The 16,009-nt window shown below is 47.5% G+C and carries 17 protein-coding genes; 5 read left to right on the forward strand and 12 right to left on the reverse strand.

What is annotated here, in order from left to right; genetic code table 11:
- Positions 1-81 precede the first annotated feature (81 nt).
- Together malQ and glgB are read left to right on the forward strand one after the other, a co-directional pair.
- The gene (malQ, locus tag L4174_RS18320; RefSeq protein WP_248142478.1) at positions 82-2,265 is read left to right on the forward strand and encodes a 4-alpha-glucanotransferase; all 2,184 of its coding nucleotides are present in this window, start codon (positions 82-84) and stop codon (positions 2,263-2,265) included.
- Between the two features lie 45 nt (positions 2,266-2,310).
- The gene (gene glgB / locus L4174_RS18325) at positions 2,311-4,173 is read left to right on the forward strand and encodes a 1,4-alpha-glucan branching protein GlgB (protein WP_248143324.1); all 1,863 of its coding nucleotides are present in this window, start codon (positions 2,311-2,313) and stop codon (positions 4,171-4,173) included.
- 1 nt (position 4,174) lies between these two features.
- On the opposite strand, the gene L4174_RS18330 is transcribed toward glgB, so the two are convergent.
- The gene (locus tag L4174_RS18330; RefSeq protein ID WP_248142477.1) at positions 4,175-4,534 is read right to left on the reverse strand and encodes a hypothetical protein; all 360 of its coding nucleotides are present in this window, start codon (positions 4,532-4,534) and stop codon (positions 4,175-4,177) included.
- A 435-nt stretch (positions 4,535-4,969) separates the two neighbouring features.
- On the opposite strand from L4174_RS18330, the gene L4174_RS18335 reads away from it, so the two are divergent.
- Complete coding sequence (locus L4174_RS18335) at positions 4,970-6,052, forward strand: autotransporter outer membrane beta-barrel domain-containing protein (RefSeq protein ID WP_248142476.1); 1,083 nt, start codon at positions 4,970-4,972, stop codon at positions 6,050-6,052.
- Positions 6,053-6,093: 41 nt separating this feature from the next.
- On the opposite strand, the gene L4174_RS18340 is transcribed toward L4174_RS18335, so the two are convergent.
- From L4174_RS18340 to L4174_RS18360, 5 genes are all read right to left on the reverse strand, one after another.
- Positions 6,094-6,855, reverse strand: coding sequence for an ABC transporter ATP-binding protein (locus tag L4174_RS18340; RefSeq protein ID WP_248142475.1), 762 nt, complete (start codon positions 6,853-6,855; stop codon positions 6,094-6,096).
- Positions 6,856-6,860: 5 nt separating this feature from the next.
- Positions 6,861-7,808 carry an iron chelate uptake ABC transporter family permease subunit gene (locus L4174_RS18345; RefSeq protein ID WP_248142474.1) on the reverse strand — a complete coding sequence of 316 codons (948 nt, stop codon included), beginning with the start codon at positions 7,806-7,808 and terminating at the stop codon, positions 6,861-6,863.
- Positions 7,801-8,775, reverse strand: a complete 975-nt coding sequence (locus L4174_RS18350; RefSeq protein ID WP_248142473.1) for an ABC transporter permease — start codon at positions 8,773-8,775, stop codon at positions 7,801-7,803. Before L4174_RS18350 ends, L4174_RS18345 begins: the two co-directional genes overlap by 8 nt.
- Before the next feature lie 42 nt (positions 8,776-8,817).
- A complete protein-coding gene (locus L4174_RS18355; RefSeq protein WP_248142472.1) occupies positions 8,818-9,744 on the reverse strand; it encodes a siderophore ABC transporter substrate-binding protein in 927 nt (308 codons plus the stop codon).
- Positions 9,745-9,969: 225 nt separating this feature from the next.
- Positions 9,970-10,869 carry a LysR family transcriptional regulator gene (locus tag L4174_RS18360; protein ID WP_248142471.1) on the reverse strand — a complete coding sequence of 300 codons (900 nt, stop codon included), beginning with the start codon at positions 10,867-10,869 and terminating at the stop codon, positions 9,970-9,972.
- Between the two features lie 114 nt (positions 10,870-10,983).
- On the opposite strand from L4174_RS18360, the gene L4174_RS18365 reads away from it, so the two are divergent.
- Positions 10,984-11,841 carry a TauD/TfdA family dioxygenase gene (locus tag L4174_RS18365; RefSeq protein ID WP_248142470.1) on the forward strand — a complete coding sequence of 286 codons (858 nt, stop codon included), beginning with the start codon at positions 10,984-10,986 and terminating at the stop codon, positions 11,839-11,841.
- A gap of 33 nt (positions 11,842-11,874) precedes the next feature.
- On the forward strand, positions 11,875-12,675 hold the full coding sequence (locus L4174_RS18370) for a TSUP family transporter (protein ID WP_248142469.1): 801 nt from the start codon (positions 11,875-11,877) through the stop codon (positions 12,673-12,675).
- 105 nt (positions 12,676-12,780) lie between these two features.
- On the opposite strand, the gene L4174_RS18375 is transcribed toward L4174_RS18370, so the two are convergent.
- The 6 genes from L4174_RS18375 to L4174_RS18395 all read right to left on the reverse strand — a co-directional run bounded on the left by L4174_RS18375 (position 12,781) and on the right by L4174_RS18395 (position 15,990).
- Positions 12,781-13,269 carry a GNAT family N-acetyltransferase gene (locus tag L4174_RS18375; protein WP_248142468.1) on the reverse strand — a complete coding sequence of 163 codons (489 nt, stop codon included), beginning with the start codon at positions 13,267-13,269 and terminating at the stop codon, positions 12,781-12,783.
- Between the two features lie 78 nt (positions 13,270-13,347).
- Positions 13,348-14,316 carry a phosphotransferase enzyme family protein gene (locus tag L4174_RS18380; protein ID WP_248142467.1) on the reverse strand — a complete coding sequence of 323 codons (969 nt, stop codon included), beginning with the start codon at positions 14,314-14,316 and terminating at the stop codon, positions 13,348-13,350.
- A 75-nt stretch (positions 14,317-14,391) separates the two neighbouring features.
- On the reverse strand, positions 14,392-14,817 hold the full coding sequence (locus tag L4174_RS18385) for an N-acetyltransferase (protein WP_248142466.1): 426 nt from the start codon (positions 14,815-14,817) through the stop codon (positions 14,392-14,394).
- A gap of 220 nt (positions 14,818-15,037) precedes the next feature.
- Positions 15,038-15,433 carry a hypothetical protein gene (locus L4174_RS18390; RefSeq protein ID WP_248142465.1) on the reverse strand — a complete coding sequence of 132 codons (396 nt, stop codon included), beginning with the start codon at positions 15,431-15,433 and terminating at the stop codon, positions 15,038-15,040.
- Positions 15,342-15,695: a membrane protein insertion efficiency factor YidD gene (yidD, locus tag L4174_RS24145; RefSeq protein WP_371929428.1), complete on the reverse strand. Its 354-nt coding sequence runs from the start codon at positions 15,693-15,695 to the stop codon at positions 15,342-15,344. Before yidD ends, L4174_RS18390 begins: the two co-directional genes overlap by 92 nt.
- On the reverse strand, positions 15,679-15,990 hold the full coding sequence (locus tag L4174_RS18395) for a hypothetical protein (protein WP_248142464.1): 312 nt from the start codon (positions 15,988-15,990) through the stop codon (positions 15,679-15,681). The genes yidD and L4174_RS18395 overlap by 17 nt, the downstream gene beginning before the upstream one ends.
- Between the last annotated feature and the right edge of the window lie 19 nt (positions 15,991-16,009).

The raw sequence follows: 16,009 nt of genomic DNA on the forward strand, positions 1-16,009 counted from the left end.
CCCGGCTTTGTGATTTGTGGTGAACCAGGGCGTTCGAACACATTCGGGAGAGAGACCCCTGTGGTGTCACGGAGAAGAAAAATGAGAACAGAAAAGGTTGTGAAAGACATTGCCAGACAGGCTGGGCTGGCAGCCAGTTACATCAGTGCCTGGGGAGAAGAGACCGCAGTCAGTACGGATACGCTGACACGCTTGCTGGCAGCGCTGGGCTACGATGTCAGCAGCGATGAATCGCTGGAAGCGTCAGCAGCCAGATTGCAGCCAAGAGAAGTGTTGGCGCCGGTGAAGGTGATTCGTCGCGGTGAACCGGTCCGGGTGGAACTGACACTCGGCCGCAGTGCCCGTGTCAGCGATTTCAGCTGGAAACTCGAAACGGAGCAGGGCGAGGTGATGGAAGGCTGGCTGCAGTCACAGCTGGTTTCTGATGAAAGGGAGGAGGGCGGAGACATGCTGTTTGCGCTGCCGGATCTCCTTTTGGGTTATCACAAGCTGGAAATTTTCCGCAAGCGCCGTCAGTCACCTTATGAAATGACACTGATTGTCACGCCGGTTGCCTGTTATAAGCAGCCAGCGCTGGAAAAAGGAACCAAGCTCTGGGGCCCGAGTGTGCAGTTGTATTCCGTGCGTACCGGTCATAACTGGGGTATCGGCGATTTCGGCGATCTGAAGCAACTGGTTTCGGATATCGCTGCGCAAGGGGGGGATTTTGTCGGTCTGAACCCGATTCATTCTCTGTTTCCGGCAAACCCGGAAGGGGCAAGTCCTTACAGTCCGTCTTCCCGACGCTGGCTGAATATCATCTATATCGATGTGTGCTCCGTACCGGAGTTTGCACAATGTGATGAAGCGCTTCAGCTGGTGGGCAGTGAGACTTTCCAGCAGCGTTTAGTTGCGGCGCGTGACAGTAACTGGGTGAATTACAGTGAAGTTGCCTGCCTGAAAATGGCGGTGTTGCCGATGCTGTTCGCGACGTTCAAACAACGTCATCTGAAAGCAGAAACAGTGCGTGGCCGGGCTTTCCTTGATTTTGTTGAAGCCGGTGGTGAGAGCCTGATGCATCAGGCTGCCTTTGATGCCTTACATGCTGAGCTGAAACAGAAAGATGATCAAATCTGGGGCTGGCCGGTGTTCCCTGAACAATACCGCCATTTTGAAAATGCAGCGGTGAAACAGTTTATCAGTCAGCATCCGGAGCAGGTTCAGCTGTATATGTACCTGCAATGGCTTGCGGATACCCAACTGGCCGAAGCACAGCAGCTTGCTGAAGAAAAAGGCATGGTAATGGGTTTGTATCGCGATCTGGCCGTTGGCGTTTGCGATTCTGGCGCGGAAACCTGGGCGGATCAGGGGGCATTATGTCAGGACGTGAGTGTTGGCGCGCCGCCGGATATTCTGGGCCCGCTCGGACAAAACTGGGGCTTACCGCCGTTTAATCCACAGCAGTTGCGTCATACAGCGTATCAGCCTTATATCGATCTGCTGCGTGCCAATATGCGTCACTGTGGCGCTCTGCGAATTGACCATGTCCTGGGCTTACTGCGTCTGTGGTGGATTCCGAAAGGCGAATCGGCTAAACAGGGTGCCTACATGTATTACCCGGTTGATGATCTGATGGCGATTCTGGCGCTGGAAAGTCATCGTCACCAATGTACTGTAATCGGTGAAGACCTGGGCACAGTACCGGATGAGATTGTAGAGAAGCTGGCAACGGCAGGGATTCATTCCTACAAGGTGTTCTTCTTCGAAACTGCGGAAGACGGCGGCTATTATTCACCGGCACATTATACCGAACAGTCAATGTCGGCCCTGTGTACACATGATATGCCGACACTGCGAGGCTTCTGGCATTGTGATGATCTGAAACTGGGCCGCGAGCTGGGGCTGTACCCGGATGAAGCACAGCTGAAAACCTTGTTCGACGGTCGCGCTGAGAGCAAGCAGCGTATTCTCGACAGCGTGAACTGGCACGGTTTCCTGCCGGAAAATGTGGGTCGGGATGCGTTGTACGTTCCGATGGATCGTGCATTGAGTGAAGGGCTGCAATTGCATCTGGCTGCGGGTGCCAGTGCCTTGCTGAGTCTGCAGCTGGAAGACTGGCTGGAGATGGATAAACCCGTGAACATTCCGGGCACCGTAGATGAATACCCGAACTGGCGCCGTAAACTGTCTGCGAATCTGGAAGATCTGTTCAATCGTCAGAACATTGTGGATCTGACCAAACGCCTGACAGAAGTTCGCGCCCGGGCATCACAAAAAGCGGAGTAGCCAGTGAAGACTGAACCCGTCGAAATCAAACACTGGCTGCCGGATATGGCTGAACTGGGTCATCCGTCGACCCAGTATCACCACATGGGGGCACAGCTCATGGAAATTGACTGCTCTGAAGGTGTGGTGACTGGCGTACGTTTTCTGGTGTATGCGCCGAATGCAAGTGCAGTCAGCGTGGTGGGTGACTTTAATCAGTGGGACAGCCGACGTCATCCGCTGACCTCTCTGGAACAAGGTTATTGGGGGTGTTTTGTCGAAGCACTGTCAGCAGGAGTGCGGTATAAGTTCGAGCTGCGCGATTCGTCTGGTCATCAGCTGCCGCATAAAGCGGATCCCTGGGGGTATCAGGCCGAGCAGTATCCGTCTTTTGCATCTCTGGTCTATGACCACAGTGCTTACCAGTGGCAGGATGAGGACTGGCAGCGACGTCCGGTTACCCCAAAGCATGAGCAACCGCTTTCGTTTTATGAACTGCATGCCGGTTCGTGGCGACGTCACGAAAATGGTGAGCACCTGAGCTACCGCGAGCTGGCGGCTGAACTGATCCCTTATCTGACTGAGATGGGGTATACCCATGTGGAATTGATGCCGGTTTCGGAGCATCCGTTTTACGGCTCCTGGGGTTATCAGCCCGTTGGCTTATTTGCTCCGACCAGCCGCTACGGTTCACCGGACGACTTTAAATTTTTCATTGATCAGTGCCATCAGGCAGGGTTAGGTGTGATTCTGGACTGGGTGCCGGCGCATTTTCCGGCGGATGATCATGGTCTGGCGTTTTTTGACGGCACGGCGCTGTTTCATGATCCGGATCCGCGCCGGGGCTGGCATCAGGACTGGCAGAGTTATATTTATGACTACGGGCGTGAGCATGTTCGCCGCTTTCTGGTTGCCAATGCACTTTCCTGGTTTGAGCATTTTCACATCGATGGACTGCGGGTCGATGCCGTCGCATCGATGCTTTATCTGGACTATTCCCGTCAGCCGGGCCAGTGGATTCCGAACGAAGATGGCGGCAACATCAATCACGATGCAGTCAGTTTACTGCGCTGGATGAATGAAGAAGTCTACAGCCGATATCCGAATGCAATGACGATTGCGGAAGAATCGACGACGTTTCCCGGCGTTTCCCGTCCGACGAATGAAGGCGGGCTGGGTTTTGGCTTCAAATGGAACATGGGCTGGATGCACGACAGCCTGACTTATATGCGTGAGGATCCGATTCATCGCCGTTATCATCACGACACACTGACCTTTCCGCTGGTGTATGCGTTCAGCGAAAACTATGTGCTGTCGCTGTCGCATGACGAAGTGGTTTACGGAAAAGGGTCCCTGCTGAATAAAATGCCGGGTGATGAATGGCAGCAGACAGCAAACCTCCGAGCATATCTGGGTTACATGTACGGTCAGCCAGGCAAGAAACTGAATTTTATGGGTTCAGAAATCGCTCAGAGTGCTGAGTGGAATCATGACGGCGTGCTGGAGTGGCATTATCTGAAATATGAGCGCCATGCCGGTGTGCAACGTCTGGTGAAGGCGCTGAATCAGCTGTATTGTCAGACGCCTGCGCTGTACGAACAGGATTACGATCCGGCCGGATTTGTCTGGTGCACTCAGTCGGATGCAGAACAGAGTGTGATTGCCCATGAACGTTATGCCAAAAACGGGGAGAAGGTGCTGGTGGTCAGTAATTTCACGCCCGTTCCGCGTGAAAATTACGGTATCCCGGTACCGGTTGCCGGACACTATCAGGTGCTGCTGAATACGGATGACTCAGAGTTCTGGGGCAGCGGTCAAACAGTTCAGGCGCGTACTGGCACATTCTGGGATGAAACCCGTCAGACGCATCTGCTGGTGCTGAACCTGCCACCGCTTGCGACTGTATTTTTACGGTATGATGCAGACTGATTCATTTTGCCGGTGCGCTTAAGTCCACGGTTTCCAGCGGGTTTGGACAGAACTGACGGGTTTTGTCCAACACCTGTTTTTGCAGCGACTGATCTGCATTGATGCCGGGATATTTTTTTCGCAGTGCTTCCATACATGCTTCAGTTGCACTGAGCATCTGTGTCAGTTCACCCTTCGAACTCATCAGACGGCTCAGGTCATTGCCTTTCTCCGTTTTCATTGCCTGTAAGGCTTTTTCCAGGGCTGCATAGGGTTCAGCCAGACAACCACAAACGTCTTTTGCCGCCTGATCCAAGTCATCGGCCTGTACCGGGGCGGTCATGATGAGGGTTGCCAGAAACATCGGGGTCAGCTTTTTCATGTAGAACTCCGGCCAAGAAAAAAATTGAAGATATAAACGTGTTGTACAATTTTGCGATGTCGAGGATGTGCTGATCATTAAGTCATTCTCAAATCAGGCAATCCGGATTTGTCCCCATAGCAGATAAATACAAATGCGGCATACTTTGGTTCGCAAAAAAATACTTGTATTATTTTTGCGACGTTGTTCAAAAAATGCCCACCCTATACTCAAGACTAGATGCACTTGTGACGATGTATTAGATGCGTCTAATAAAGGCGTACATAACATTATAAGCGTGTAGGTTTAGGGGGCGATATGGGAAGCGCATATCGGTGTCACGGTGTCTGGGTACCAGTAGTCTTGCTTGCAGTGTCAGTTCCGCAGTCTTCATGGGCGGACAGCAGTAAATCCAGTTTCGTCAGTTCAGTGTCAGATGAGGTCATGGATTCTCTGATGACTATTGCCAGCGATGTCCGGGTCGACAAACCCAGCCAGAAAGAATCGGTTCATCCGGCAGCCAGTATTTATTCTTCGTCAGTCGCGTTATATCCGGGAGATGTCAGTGCCCGGACCAGCAGTGTCCGTCAGGACAGCCGGGGTCGTGCGGTTTATGCGTCTTCGAACGAACCGGGTTCTGCAGCTTCATATTTTGACAATGCGAACGGCGGGCTTGGCACCTACATGCGAGTTGAACGTTCAACACCGCAACTGACGTTTAGCCAGTATCATTCCGGACGGAAGCAATCATCGGCCAGCCAGGAATATTCTGTCACCATGGGCGGGGATTATCTGCTGAACAACAATTATCTGTTTGGTTTAGCTCTGGGGATGCCAAGTTATAAATCAGCAGACTATGAAAATGAGACCGGCAGTGACATTGATGGTTTAGTCGCGTCGGGTTACTTCAGCTATTTCAAAGATGCATGGTTTCTTGATTTTACGGCCAGCTATGCCCTGATCGATACCGATATGAACCGTCAGGTAAATATGTATACCGATCCGGTGGTGAGCAGTATGGATGATGCAGATTCGGATGTCTGGGTGTTTACGCTCGGCGGCGGATATGTGGTGGATTATCCCTATGCCAAAATTGCCTTTGAAAGTTCAGTGCAATATACGCTTTCAGATCAGGACAGATATAACGAAAGATTGTCCAAAGGGAATTCGAACTACGTGATTTCCCGTGTTGATGACGTCAGTAAACTTGAAGGTACCACTTTTATCACCGGCGCCACCATTTCAAAGCCTTTCCGGACCAGCATCGGTATTTTTCAGCCTTATTTGAAAAGCTACCTGCATTACGATTATCAGTTCCATTCCGACCGTATTGTCAGCCAGTTCAAATCCAGTTATTCCAGCAGCAATCTTCCGGTGATCACACAGTCTGAAGATCAGTTTTACGGTCGTTTTCACGCCGGTGTTTCCGGTGCATTTAACGACAAGTGGGTTGCTTACGCCGAGGCCAGCACGCTGGTTGGTCTGGATGATATGACACCGTCACTCTACAGTGTCGGAGTGATTATTCCGTTTAAATAAGGCTTATCCGATTGATTCAGGATAAGCCTTACCCAGCTTTGTTAACCGCCGTAATACAGACAAATCCGCTGTCCGTCGATCTCCTTGATATCAAACGGGATTTCATACATAGCTTCCATGATGTTCTTTTCAATCACTTCATGGACTTTCCCGCTGGCGACCACTTCGCCGCGTTTCATCGCGATAATGTTATCTGAATAACAGGAGCTGAAATTGATGTCATGGATCACGATGACGACGGCTTTTTGCATGTCTCTTGCGAGTCGGCGAAGCGTCATCATGATGTCGACGGAATGGCGGATATCCAGATTGTTCAGTGGTTCATCCAGAAAGATGTAGTCAGTATCCTGCGCCACAACCATGGCGATGAAAGCCATTTGTCGCTGGCCGCCACTGAGCTCATCAATAAAACGGTCCTGAATCTCCCGGATGCCCAGGTGATCCAGCGCTTCATCAATGATGCGGTTATCTTCAGCCGTCAGTCGTCCCTGAGAATGCGGATAACGACCAAACGCAACCAGCTCGCGGACTTTAAACCGCATATTGATATTATTTGACTGCCGCAGTACAGCCAGTCGTTTCGACAGGGCTTTGCTGTCCCACTGGGATAGAGGCGTGCCGGCAATCACCACTTCACCGGCATCACTGTGGGTCAGTCGGCTGGCCATGGAGAGCAGGGTACTTTTTCCCGCGCCGTTCGGGCCGATAATAGAAGTCACTTCACCTTTGGGAAAAAGCGCCGAAGCATCTTTCACCACGGTGGTGTTGCCATAATGTTTGGTTAATCCGGTTAATTCGATCATAAGCTTCAGATTTTATTTCGGGTCAGCAGATACAGAAAATAACTGCCACCCACAAAGTTAATCAGGACGCTGACAGTGGTTTCAAATTTCAGTACTTTTTCAACGAAATACTGACCGCTGATCAGCAGCAATACTGCCATCAGGCTGGAAATCAGAATCAGATATCTGTGATGGTAAGTCCGGAAGATCTCCCGGGTCAGGCTGACGACAATCAGGCCAAAGAAAAGAACGGGGCCGACCAGCGCAGTCGAGATTGAAATCATCACGGAGACGACCAGCATGACTTGCAGGGTCAGCTTGCGGGTATCGATCCCCAGACTTTTTGCGTTGTCTTCTCCCAGCCACATCACATCTAGCTGCGGAGACAGGTGCAACAGATACAACAGGCAAATTGTGAGCATCGGAACACACCAGTAAACCAGTTCACTGTTCACATTGTTAAAACTGGCAAACATCGCATTCTGAACCACGGAGAACTCATTCGGGTCGATGAGCATGGCAAAGAAGTTTGAGATGTTGGAGAACAGACTGCCCAGCACAATGCCCAGCAACAGCAGCGTAAAGACATTGGTATTGCGGCGACGGAAATACAGACTGAACAGCAGGACAGACAAACCTGTCATCAGGAACACGCAAACAAAGAAATTGATTTTCTGATTGATAATCAGAATGCTGGCGCTGCCAAACAACACGACAATGATGGTTTGCAGCATGATGTAGAGAAAATCAAACCCCAGAATGGACGGTGTCAGAATCCGGTTATTGGTGATGGTCTGGAACACCATCGAAGATGCTGAAATGGCAATGGCTGCCAGACAAATCGCTAAGACTTTCGGGATGCGGCGGGACAGGAAAAAGCTGTAGTTATCCGGTGTCAGCCCCTGCCCGATGAAATAGCCAATGATCAGCACAGACAAAGCTGCCATCCAGATGACTTTCATGGAATCACGCATTGGTTTTGTCCTTCAGTACCAGATAGATGAACGCTGCACCGCCAAGCACGGAAACGATCATGGATATTGGAATTTCATAAGGGAAGATGATCAGGCGGCCGAGAATGTCACAGGCCAGAACGACCACGACGCCCCAGAAGGCCGTCCAGGGCAGGTTTCGCTTCATGTTGTCGCCGAGGAACAAAGACACCAGATTCGGGATAATCAGGCCGACAAAATAAATCACACCCACGATCATCACGACCGACGCGGAAATTACGGCCACAATGATGACGCCAATCAGCACAATGTTCTGATAGTTCAGCCCGATATTTTTCGCGAAACTTTCGCCAACGCTGGCTGCACTGAACTGACTGGCAAAATGATAGGCAAGCACAGAAGCCGGAATCGCAAGATATAACAGCTCATACTGCCCCTGAAGTACCGAAGAGAAGTTGGCGATGGTCCAGGTTTTCATGGTCTGAACCAGATCATATTTGTAGGCAATGAACTGAGTAAAAGCGGAGACGACATTCCCGAACATCATCCCGATCAGAGGGACAAGCACGGTATTTTTGAACGTCAGCCGCTGCAGGAATTTGACGAACAGCAGGGTGCCACCGACTGCAAACGCAAAAATGACGGCTAGATCGACCCATTTGCTCAGACCGGAAAAAAACACCATGCTGGCCACATAACCAAGCAGGGCGCAATCGATGGTTCCTGTGGTATCCGGGGCTGCAAATCGGTTCTGGCAGATCTGCTGCATGATCAGCCCGGCAATACTTAATCCGGCGCCGGCCAGACAAATAGCCAGCAAACGTGGGATACGGCTGGTGATCAGGATAGAGGTGGCTTCGATATCGCCTTGCCAGAGGCTGCTGAGCTGAAGATCTGCAACACCGACGGACAAAGAAGCAGCGCTGAGGAACAGCAGCAACGTGCCGGATATGAAAATCCGGGAAAAATAAATGTTTGATGAATTCATAGTAAACCGAGACCTGCCGGAAGGCAGGCCTCACAACATGGATTAGAACAGGGCGTTTATATCGTCGATCATTAACTCGGTCGCTGTTGCGCCGGCCATGGTGATGTACCAGGCGTTCGGGTTCAGATAGACAATATGGTTACTCTGAAAAGCTGGCGTTGATTTCACCAGCGAGTTGTCGAAACGCGCTTTTGCTTTGCCGGAATCACGGCCAATGGCTTGTTCCCGGTCCAGAACCAGCATGGCATCTGGCTTGGCATCAGCAATGTATTCAAATGAAATCAGGTTGCCGTGCGGGCCGCCAGCTGAAACTTTCTCGCTTCGGGCAGGGGAGAAGCCAAAATCATCGAAGACCATCGAAAAACGGCTGCCTTCATTGAACATGGCGAGCTTGTTGCCGTTGTTCATCAGCATCAGTGCATTCATCTTGCTGTCTTTTACCCGATGTTTGGTGGCATCTAATTTTGTCTGAACGTCTGCGATGAGTTTTTCGGCTTCTGTCTGTTTGTTGAAAATTTCACCCAGCATACGCCAGTTTTGCTGTGCATCCTGCCAGTACTGACCGTATTCAACGGAGTACATGATGGTCGGAGCGATTTCCTGAAGCTGATCCATCAGAGGTTTCATGCGTGCTTCAGCAATAATCAGATCAGGCTTGGCCATAAAAATGGCTTCGAAATCCGGCTCCACAACTGATCCTACGCCTGCATATTTTTCATCCTGATATTTGTTCAGGTACGCAGGCATCATAGATTTCACGACACCGACTGGTTCGACACCCAGGCGATCCAGTGTATCCAGGCTTCCCTGACCCAGAACAACAACCCGTTGTGGTACTTTGCTCAGCGTGATTTCGCCCAAAGCATGTTTGATCGTTTTCGGTGAATTCTTGTCGGCAAATACGGCTTGTGCAGTCAGCAAACCGGCAGCCAGCAGAACAATGCGTGACAGAAGGCCAAATGATTTCATTGTTTCTACGTCCTTAGGATGAAATAAGTCGCACAATGCTATTCAATTTGTAGTTTATTGTCACGAATAAAACTGATAATCGTTCTTTTTTGTATTTGCTGTTTAGTGTCAAAATAATGCTGTGTATTCTGAGTTTTTAGACAGAAATCACCTTAAAATCATAGGATTGCAGATGATTCTGGTGTGGATGTCTGCCTTGCATGTAATACCGGTCTTTACACTGATTTACCATTGGCGGGGCAGATTTTCCTTCAGATAGTCCAGAAACAGACTGAGTTTTCTGGAGCGTTTACTTTTTTCTGCTGAAACCAGCGCCACAATATTAGCCGGAGAAAGCGCATAATCGGTGAGCAGGGGAATCAGTCTGTCCGCATCGATTTCTTTTCTGACATCCCACTCAGAACGCTGAATCACGCCATGACCTGCCAGTGCCCATTGTTTGACGACCTGACCTACATTACTGGCCAGCTTAGGCTCAATCCGAATGCTGATGGACTGGCGGGATTGCGGATTGAACTTCCACATCGTGACATCTTCATTGTTTTCTTTCAGTGCAATACAGGCGTGTTTGTGCAGATCTTCCGGTGTGTTGAGCGGCGGCGCTGAAGCCAGATACGCTGGCGAGGCCAGTAAGAAACGACGATTGTTCGCCAGATGAATGCATTTCAGTGAGGAGTCCCGGAGCTGACCGATATAGATCATGACATCCGGTTCGAGGGTATGAGACCAGCTTGGGTTATCGGACAACGTCAGTTCGATCACCAGATTCGGATAATGCTGCTGAAACGCAGCGATCAGCGGTGCGATATAGGCAGAACCGAACCCCAGCGGTGCCAGCACATTCAGTTTACCTTCGATCATGGATTGATTACTGAGCAGATCATTCTGCAGGGCTTCCAGTGCCAGCAGAATACTGTGTCCTTCCCGGGCCAGCCGCTGACCTTCAGATGTAAGCCTGGTGGATCTCAGGTTACGGTCGACAAGGGTTACGTTCAGTTTTCGTTCCAGAGCTTGCAATCGCTGTGAAACACTCGGTGGCGTGACATTCAGTTTCCTCGCAGCTGCCGCCAATGACGGACTACCGGCAACAACCTGAAAGAATTCGATGTCCTGAGAATTAATCATTAAGTTCTATCTAAATGTGTGAATAAGTAATCGTTAATTTAACTTAATGTGCAACCTTGGTACAACTAGGCGCGTTTATGAACCCAAGGCATATTAAGCAGAGAGAATATCACGATGAACAGTCACGGCTTATCTTTGGCTTCTCTGGCAAGTGAAGCGAAGCCCCTGGCACCGAGTTTTGGTCTGGAATTTACCCATCAGTCTCTGGCAAATTTAGTCTCAAATCACTTCCATGAACTTTATCAGGCCCTGATCCGCCATAAACTTCTGATTTTTAGGAAGCAGGATACGTCACCAAAGCAACTCATCCAGATAGCAAAAGCAATGGGTGAGGTGCAGCGCTATCCATTTTCCAGCGGGATTGAGGATTACCCTGAAATCGTTGAAATTCGCAAAGAACCGACGCAGCAAAATGTTTTCAGTGGTGTCTGGCACATTGATTCGACGTACCTGGATTCGCCACCGGATTTCACTTTGCTTGCAGCAAAACAGACGCCCTTAGTTGGCGGAGATACCGTGTTTTCTGATGCTCAGAAGGCTTTTTTTGCGCTGTCTGAAGGGATGCAAAAATTTCTGTTAGCCGAAAAGGCAGAATATATTTCGAATAAATTTCAGGATGCCGGTAAGAAGGCGTCTCACCTGGTGAATTTCACCGATATTGCCATGGCAAACACATATTTCTCCGCCTCTCATTTTGCAGCAAAACGCCATGAAGAAACCGGCATTCCGGCCATTTATGTCAATGACGAGCACACGAGTCGTTTTTCATCAATGTCCACAGAAGAAAGCGCCCCGATTCTGAATTACCTTTTCCGGCACCTGACGCGGGATGAATTTACAGCGCGTGTTCAATGGGAAAACGACACCATTGTGATCTGGGATAACCGGGGACTCCAGCATCATGCTGTGAATGATTATTTCGGGGAATTACGGGTGATGCACCGGCTCATTATTCGCTCCGGTCAGCGCTGATATCTCAACCTCAATGAAATCAAAGGAAAATATATGCTGGAGTCTGTCACTTTTGTACCGTCGGATAGTGTTCTGCTGATATTGTTCGCCGCGGCCTTTCTCGCCGGGGTCGTAGATGCCATTGCCGGCGGAGGCGGGTTAATTACGGTTCCGAGTCTGCTGCTGGCCGGTGTTCCGCCGTTAACTGCCCTGGGTACAAATCGGCTGCAAGCCGTTATTGGGGAACTGACGGCATTTCTGACGTATTTGTGGCATCAGCAAATGAATCTGAATGGTTTGTTGTCCGGCATGATTGCGACAGCGGTGGGCGCACTTGCGGGCTCTTATGCGGTCAGCCTTTTCCCGGCAGACGCATTAAGAATCTTGCTGCCTGTGCTCATGGTGGTCATCACCATCTATTCTGTGGTGTCTAAGCGGTTTAAAAGCAATGAAGCCGCCGAGCCGAAGATATCTGGACAATGGTTTATGATCTCCATGGGTCTGCTCATCGGTTTTTATAATGGCTTTTTTGGTCCGGGAACCGGCGCTATCTGGATGATCGCTTTTGCGATACTCCTCGGATATACCGCGAAGCAGGCTAGTATAGCAACCAAGCCGCTGAACTTGATGGGGAATCTTGTTTCACTGTTCTTTTTCATCATGATCAGCAGTGTGAACTACAAAATAGGATTGCTGATGGGGCTGGGCCAGATCCTGGGGTCTGTGTTAGGCAGTAAAATTGTGATTCGCAATGGTGACAAAGTGGTTCGGCCGGTCTTCATTACGGTGACCTTACTGATGACCGTCAAACTGATATATGAAACAGGAACCGGGCCTTTACTCGCGCTGCTTTAGGTATACGGGATTTTGGTGTGCAGCCCTGGCCCTGTGTATGATACTTCGATGTCTTCTTTCTCGGGGCAGGGCGGCTGTTGATATTCGGGTCTATTTGAGTCAGTACTACTCGAAGATGAGTGACATTTGTATTGAATCAAAAAACGTCTCATTAAATTTCATGGCATTTTTCTTGGTCACTTCAGTAACAAAACCTAATTTTTTATACAGGTTGATGGATGGGAAGTTATCTGCGCGAGTTTCTAATTCTATCCGGGAGATGCCTTTGGATCTGGCTTTCTTTAAACAGGTTCTGAGTCGTTGTTCACCAATGCCTTGACCACGGTAAGCTGGATGAACGCCCATACCCAAATTTCCTCTATGGGCTAATGTTGATGCCCAGTGTGGAAAAATATCTGCCCAACCGACGACTTGATTGTTGACTAGTGCAACATACTGGATGGCATCATTCTCAATACTATCTTTGACAAATGAAGTTATAATTTCCAGAGGCAATGCTTCTGTTTGTGCCAGGAAACGATTTTCTTTGGCGACAGTATCTAAGCATTCATGGAAACTCTCTACATGCTCCAACCTTATTTGAGTAACCAACATGACCTGAATCCTTTCAATTTGTTTGACGAATAACATCGCGTTCTATGAGTCAGCGTTTTCTGCCAGATGATGAAATTTTCAAAGACCAGCATTTTGTTTTAAAAATTGTATCTCTCTGTCAAAGTATGAATCATCCAGCCAGTCTTGATCACTTGCTGTTTCAATATGTAACCCAATCAGCCAAATGTGACGGATAGAAATAAATATATCCACAAAGCTTAAATCATATTCAGATATTGGTCTTACCTTTCTATAGGCATTCAAAAATGGGACCCACCATTCATTTTCTTTATTTCTTAACCTTGCACTCCACTTGAACACAGCTAAGTCATAAGCTCTCAGACCAAAACCACAGCAGTCAAAGTCATAGAATGTAATTTCTTCTCTGTGCTTATGGGCATTCCAACCATGGAAATCACCATGGCAAAAACCATAGTCAAGTAAACCTAAATCAGATTCATCGATTTTCTTGGATAGTACAGACGCGTAGTTATTCAAAAATACCCAGTCATCCACTCGGTGTGAGAGGGACAGCTTAATGCGTTTAAGAGGCTCTTCTACCAGATGCTTGAGGTCTAATTTATAGCGAGCATGATTTGAAATGAAATCATCTGATAATCGGTGAATCTTAGCGACGGCTTTTCCATATTGAGCCGCATCATCTATATTTTTATATTTTAATTCTTCACCCTCTGCAAAAGTTGTGATAATGGCATATCTTAAACCTTCAGGTGTATTTATTTCTGTGATGTATCCACCCTGGTTTTTTTCAATTGGGTAAGCGACATGAGCTCCTTTCTCATGAAGATAATTTAATGCTTCAATTTCGAACTCAATATCGTGCAAAGATCTCCAGTTTTTCCGGTATATGCGGAGAAGGTGTTTTTTTCTCTCGCTTGTGACAATATAAGAATCATTGATTCCTTGATGCAAAATTTCACATGAAATCGGATTGGGTATTTTATACAGTGGGACGACATTTGATATCAGTTCTTTTGGGGAAAGAACAGGGTACACAGAACTGATATCTATTTGAGGATGACTCATTTGTTTTCCTTTTCCAATCAATCCAAAATTAAGAGCGCTCATAAATACTGACTTTGCCTTGTGATATGTACCAACCTAGCTGAGTTGAAGTACGTGAAATCGATGTTTAAAACCAATGCTTTCATAAAAAGGGAGTGCTTGTTCATTGCCTTCAGCTACATAAACTCTTATGTTCTCACATTGCTTTGCTTTTAACCATTCGATAGAATGCTTCATTAGCTTCTGTCCGAATCCCTTTCCACGGTAGTTAATATCAACAAAAAGTGAATAGATCTCTCCAGCTTCAGAATTAACAGTTGCGATAGTGTAGCCCGCAATATCATTGCCATCCTTTATACCGAAAATTTTGACGTGCTCGTTGGAAATTATCTTATTTGTTCGATCTTCAAACTTTAAATTTTGAAAGTGTGTCTTAAAGTGTGTTGAATGTTTAAAGTGTAAATCATTTAAATTTTTCCATAGTGATTCAATTTCATTTATCTCAAGTTCAACAATATTCACTGGTGTTTATCTCCTCTGTTTTTAAATGACATATAAAATAACTCATATCGTGTTAAAAAGAGCAAGGCATGTTATATGATAGGTGCTGAAATGACTTTTAAATAAAAAATATGATGCAATTTACATCAACAAAAAACTGATTGTCTTTACCATATTTCAATTGGAGTCTTGGGGTGTCCCCCTTTATGTATGTACCTGAAAACCAAATGAAAATATCGGGTCATTCGTTATCGAATCCTTTAATTGGTTTTTGTTCTGGAAAGTTCCGGGAACCACAAAACGATATGAAATTTTGAGTTTTGTAATTTGTGATCGCATATGAGTTTAAATTTTTTTTGGGGTAGAGAAAAGAAATAAAGAAGGTAAATAAAACCAAGTCGGAAAATAAAAAAGGGAAGACACTCATCACCGGGTTGATAAAAGCTATAATCCACAGAATCAATTTTTCGTATTGGTTGAATGGGCTTGCATAAATTGCAAAGCGGCTCAAATCCATTTCATTCTGTCTGCATTCGTGCCAACATTTAATCGGGCCAACACATATCCCAACTAACCCAAAAACAGCAATCAGCCTCCGAATTATTGGGATTGCGCCGTTTACGATTTCGACCGCCATTCAGCTTTTTCGATGCCCTCTGACATTCTTGAAAGCGTTGTTTAATCGCTACAGGTAACTTTCTGCACGGAAGTGTTTCGATGAACTCAACTATAGCTGCTGAACAACTTTTACCGCCATAGTAAGCTGTATGAGCACACCGGAAGCCTTTATGTGGTGATATCCATTTTTGATAACCACGGATTGACCAAATTGCCAATATTTTCAATTTATTGCCTGCCTCGTTTTGAACGCCATAAACGGGATTAGTATTGCCCTGCAATTATGATTTTATTACCTGACTTTTTGATGACAAAAGCGACCGTATGATTGCTGTTGCGAAAACCCACAGAGCAAATGGCCATTGAACCCAAACCGCATGAAATTTCCGGATACTGTTCATTCATTGACACTTCGTCTTCTTGTGTCGGTATATATGTCCAACCTTTGGTGAGTAAATCATTTTTTACAAGGTCATATTCTTGTCCATCATATTGTGAGAAGTCTAATTCATTAGCATAAGTCGAATCAGTAAAACAGAAAAATAATACGACAAGAAAACTAGCTTTAATATTCAAAATACATCCTTTCAATAAT

This window comes from Photobacterium sp. CCB-ST2H9 (assembly GCF_023151555.2).
Taxonomy (GTDB): Bacteria; Pseudomonadota; Gammaproteobacteria; order Enterobacterales; family Vibrionaceae; genus Photobacterium.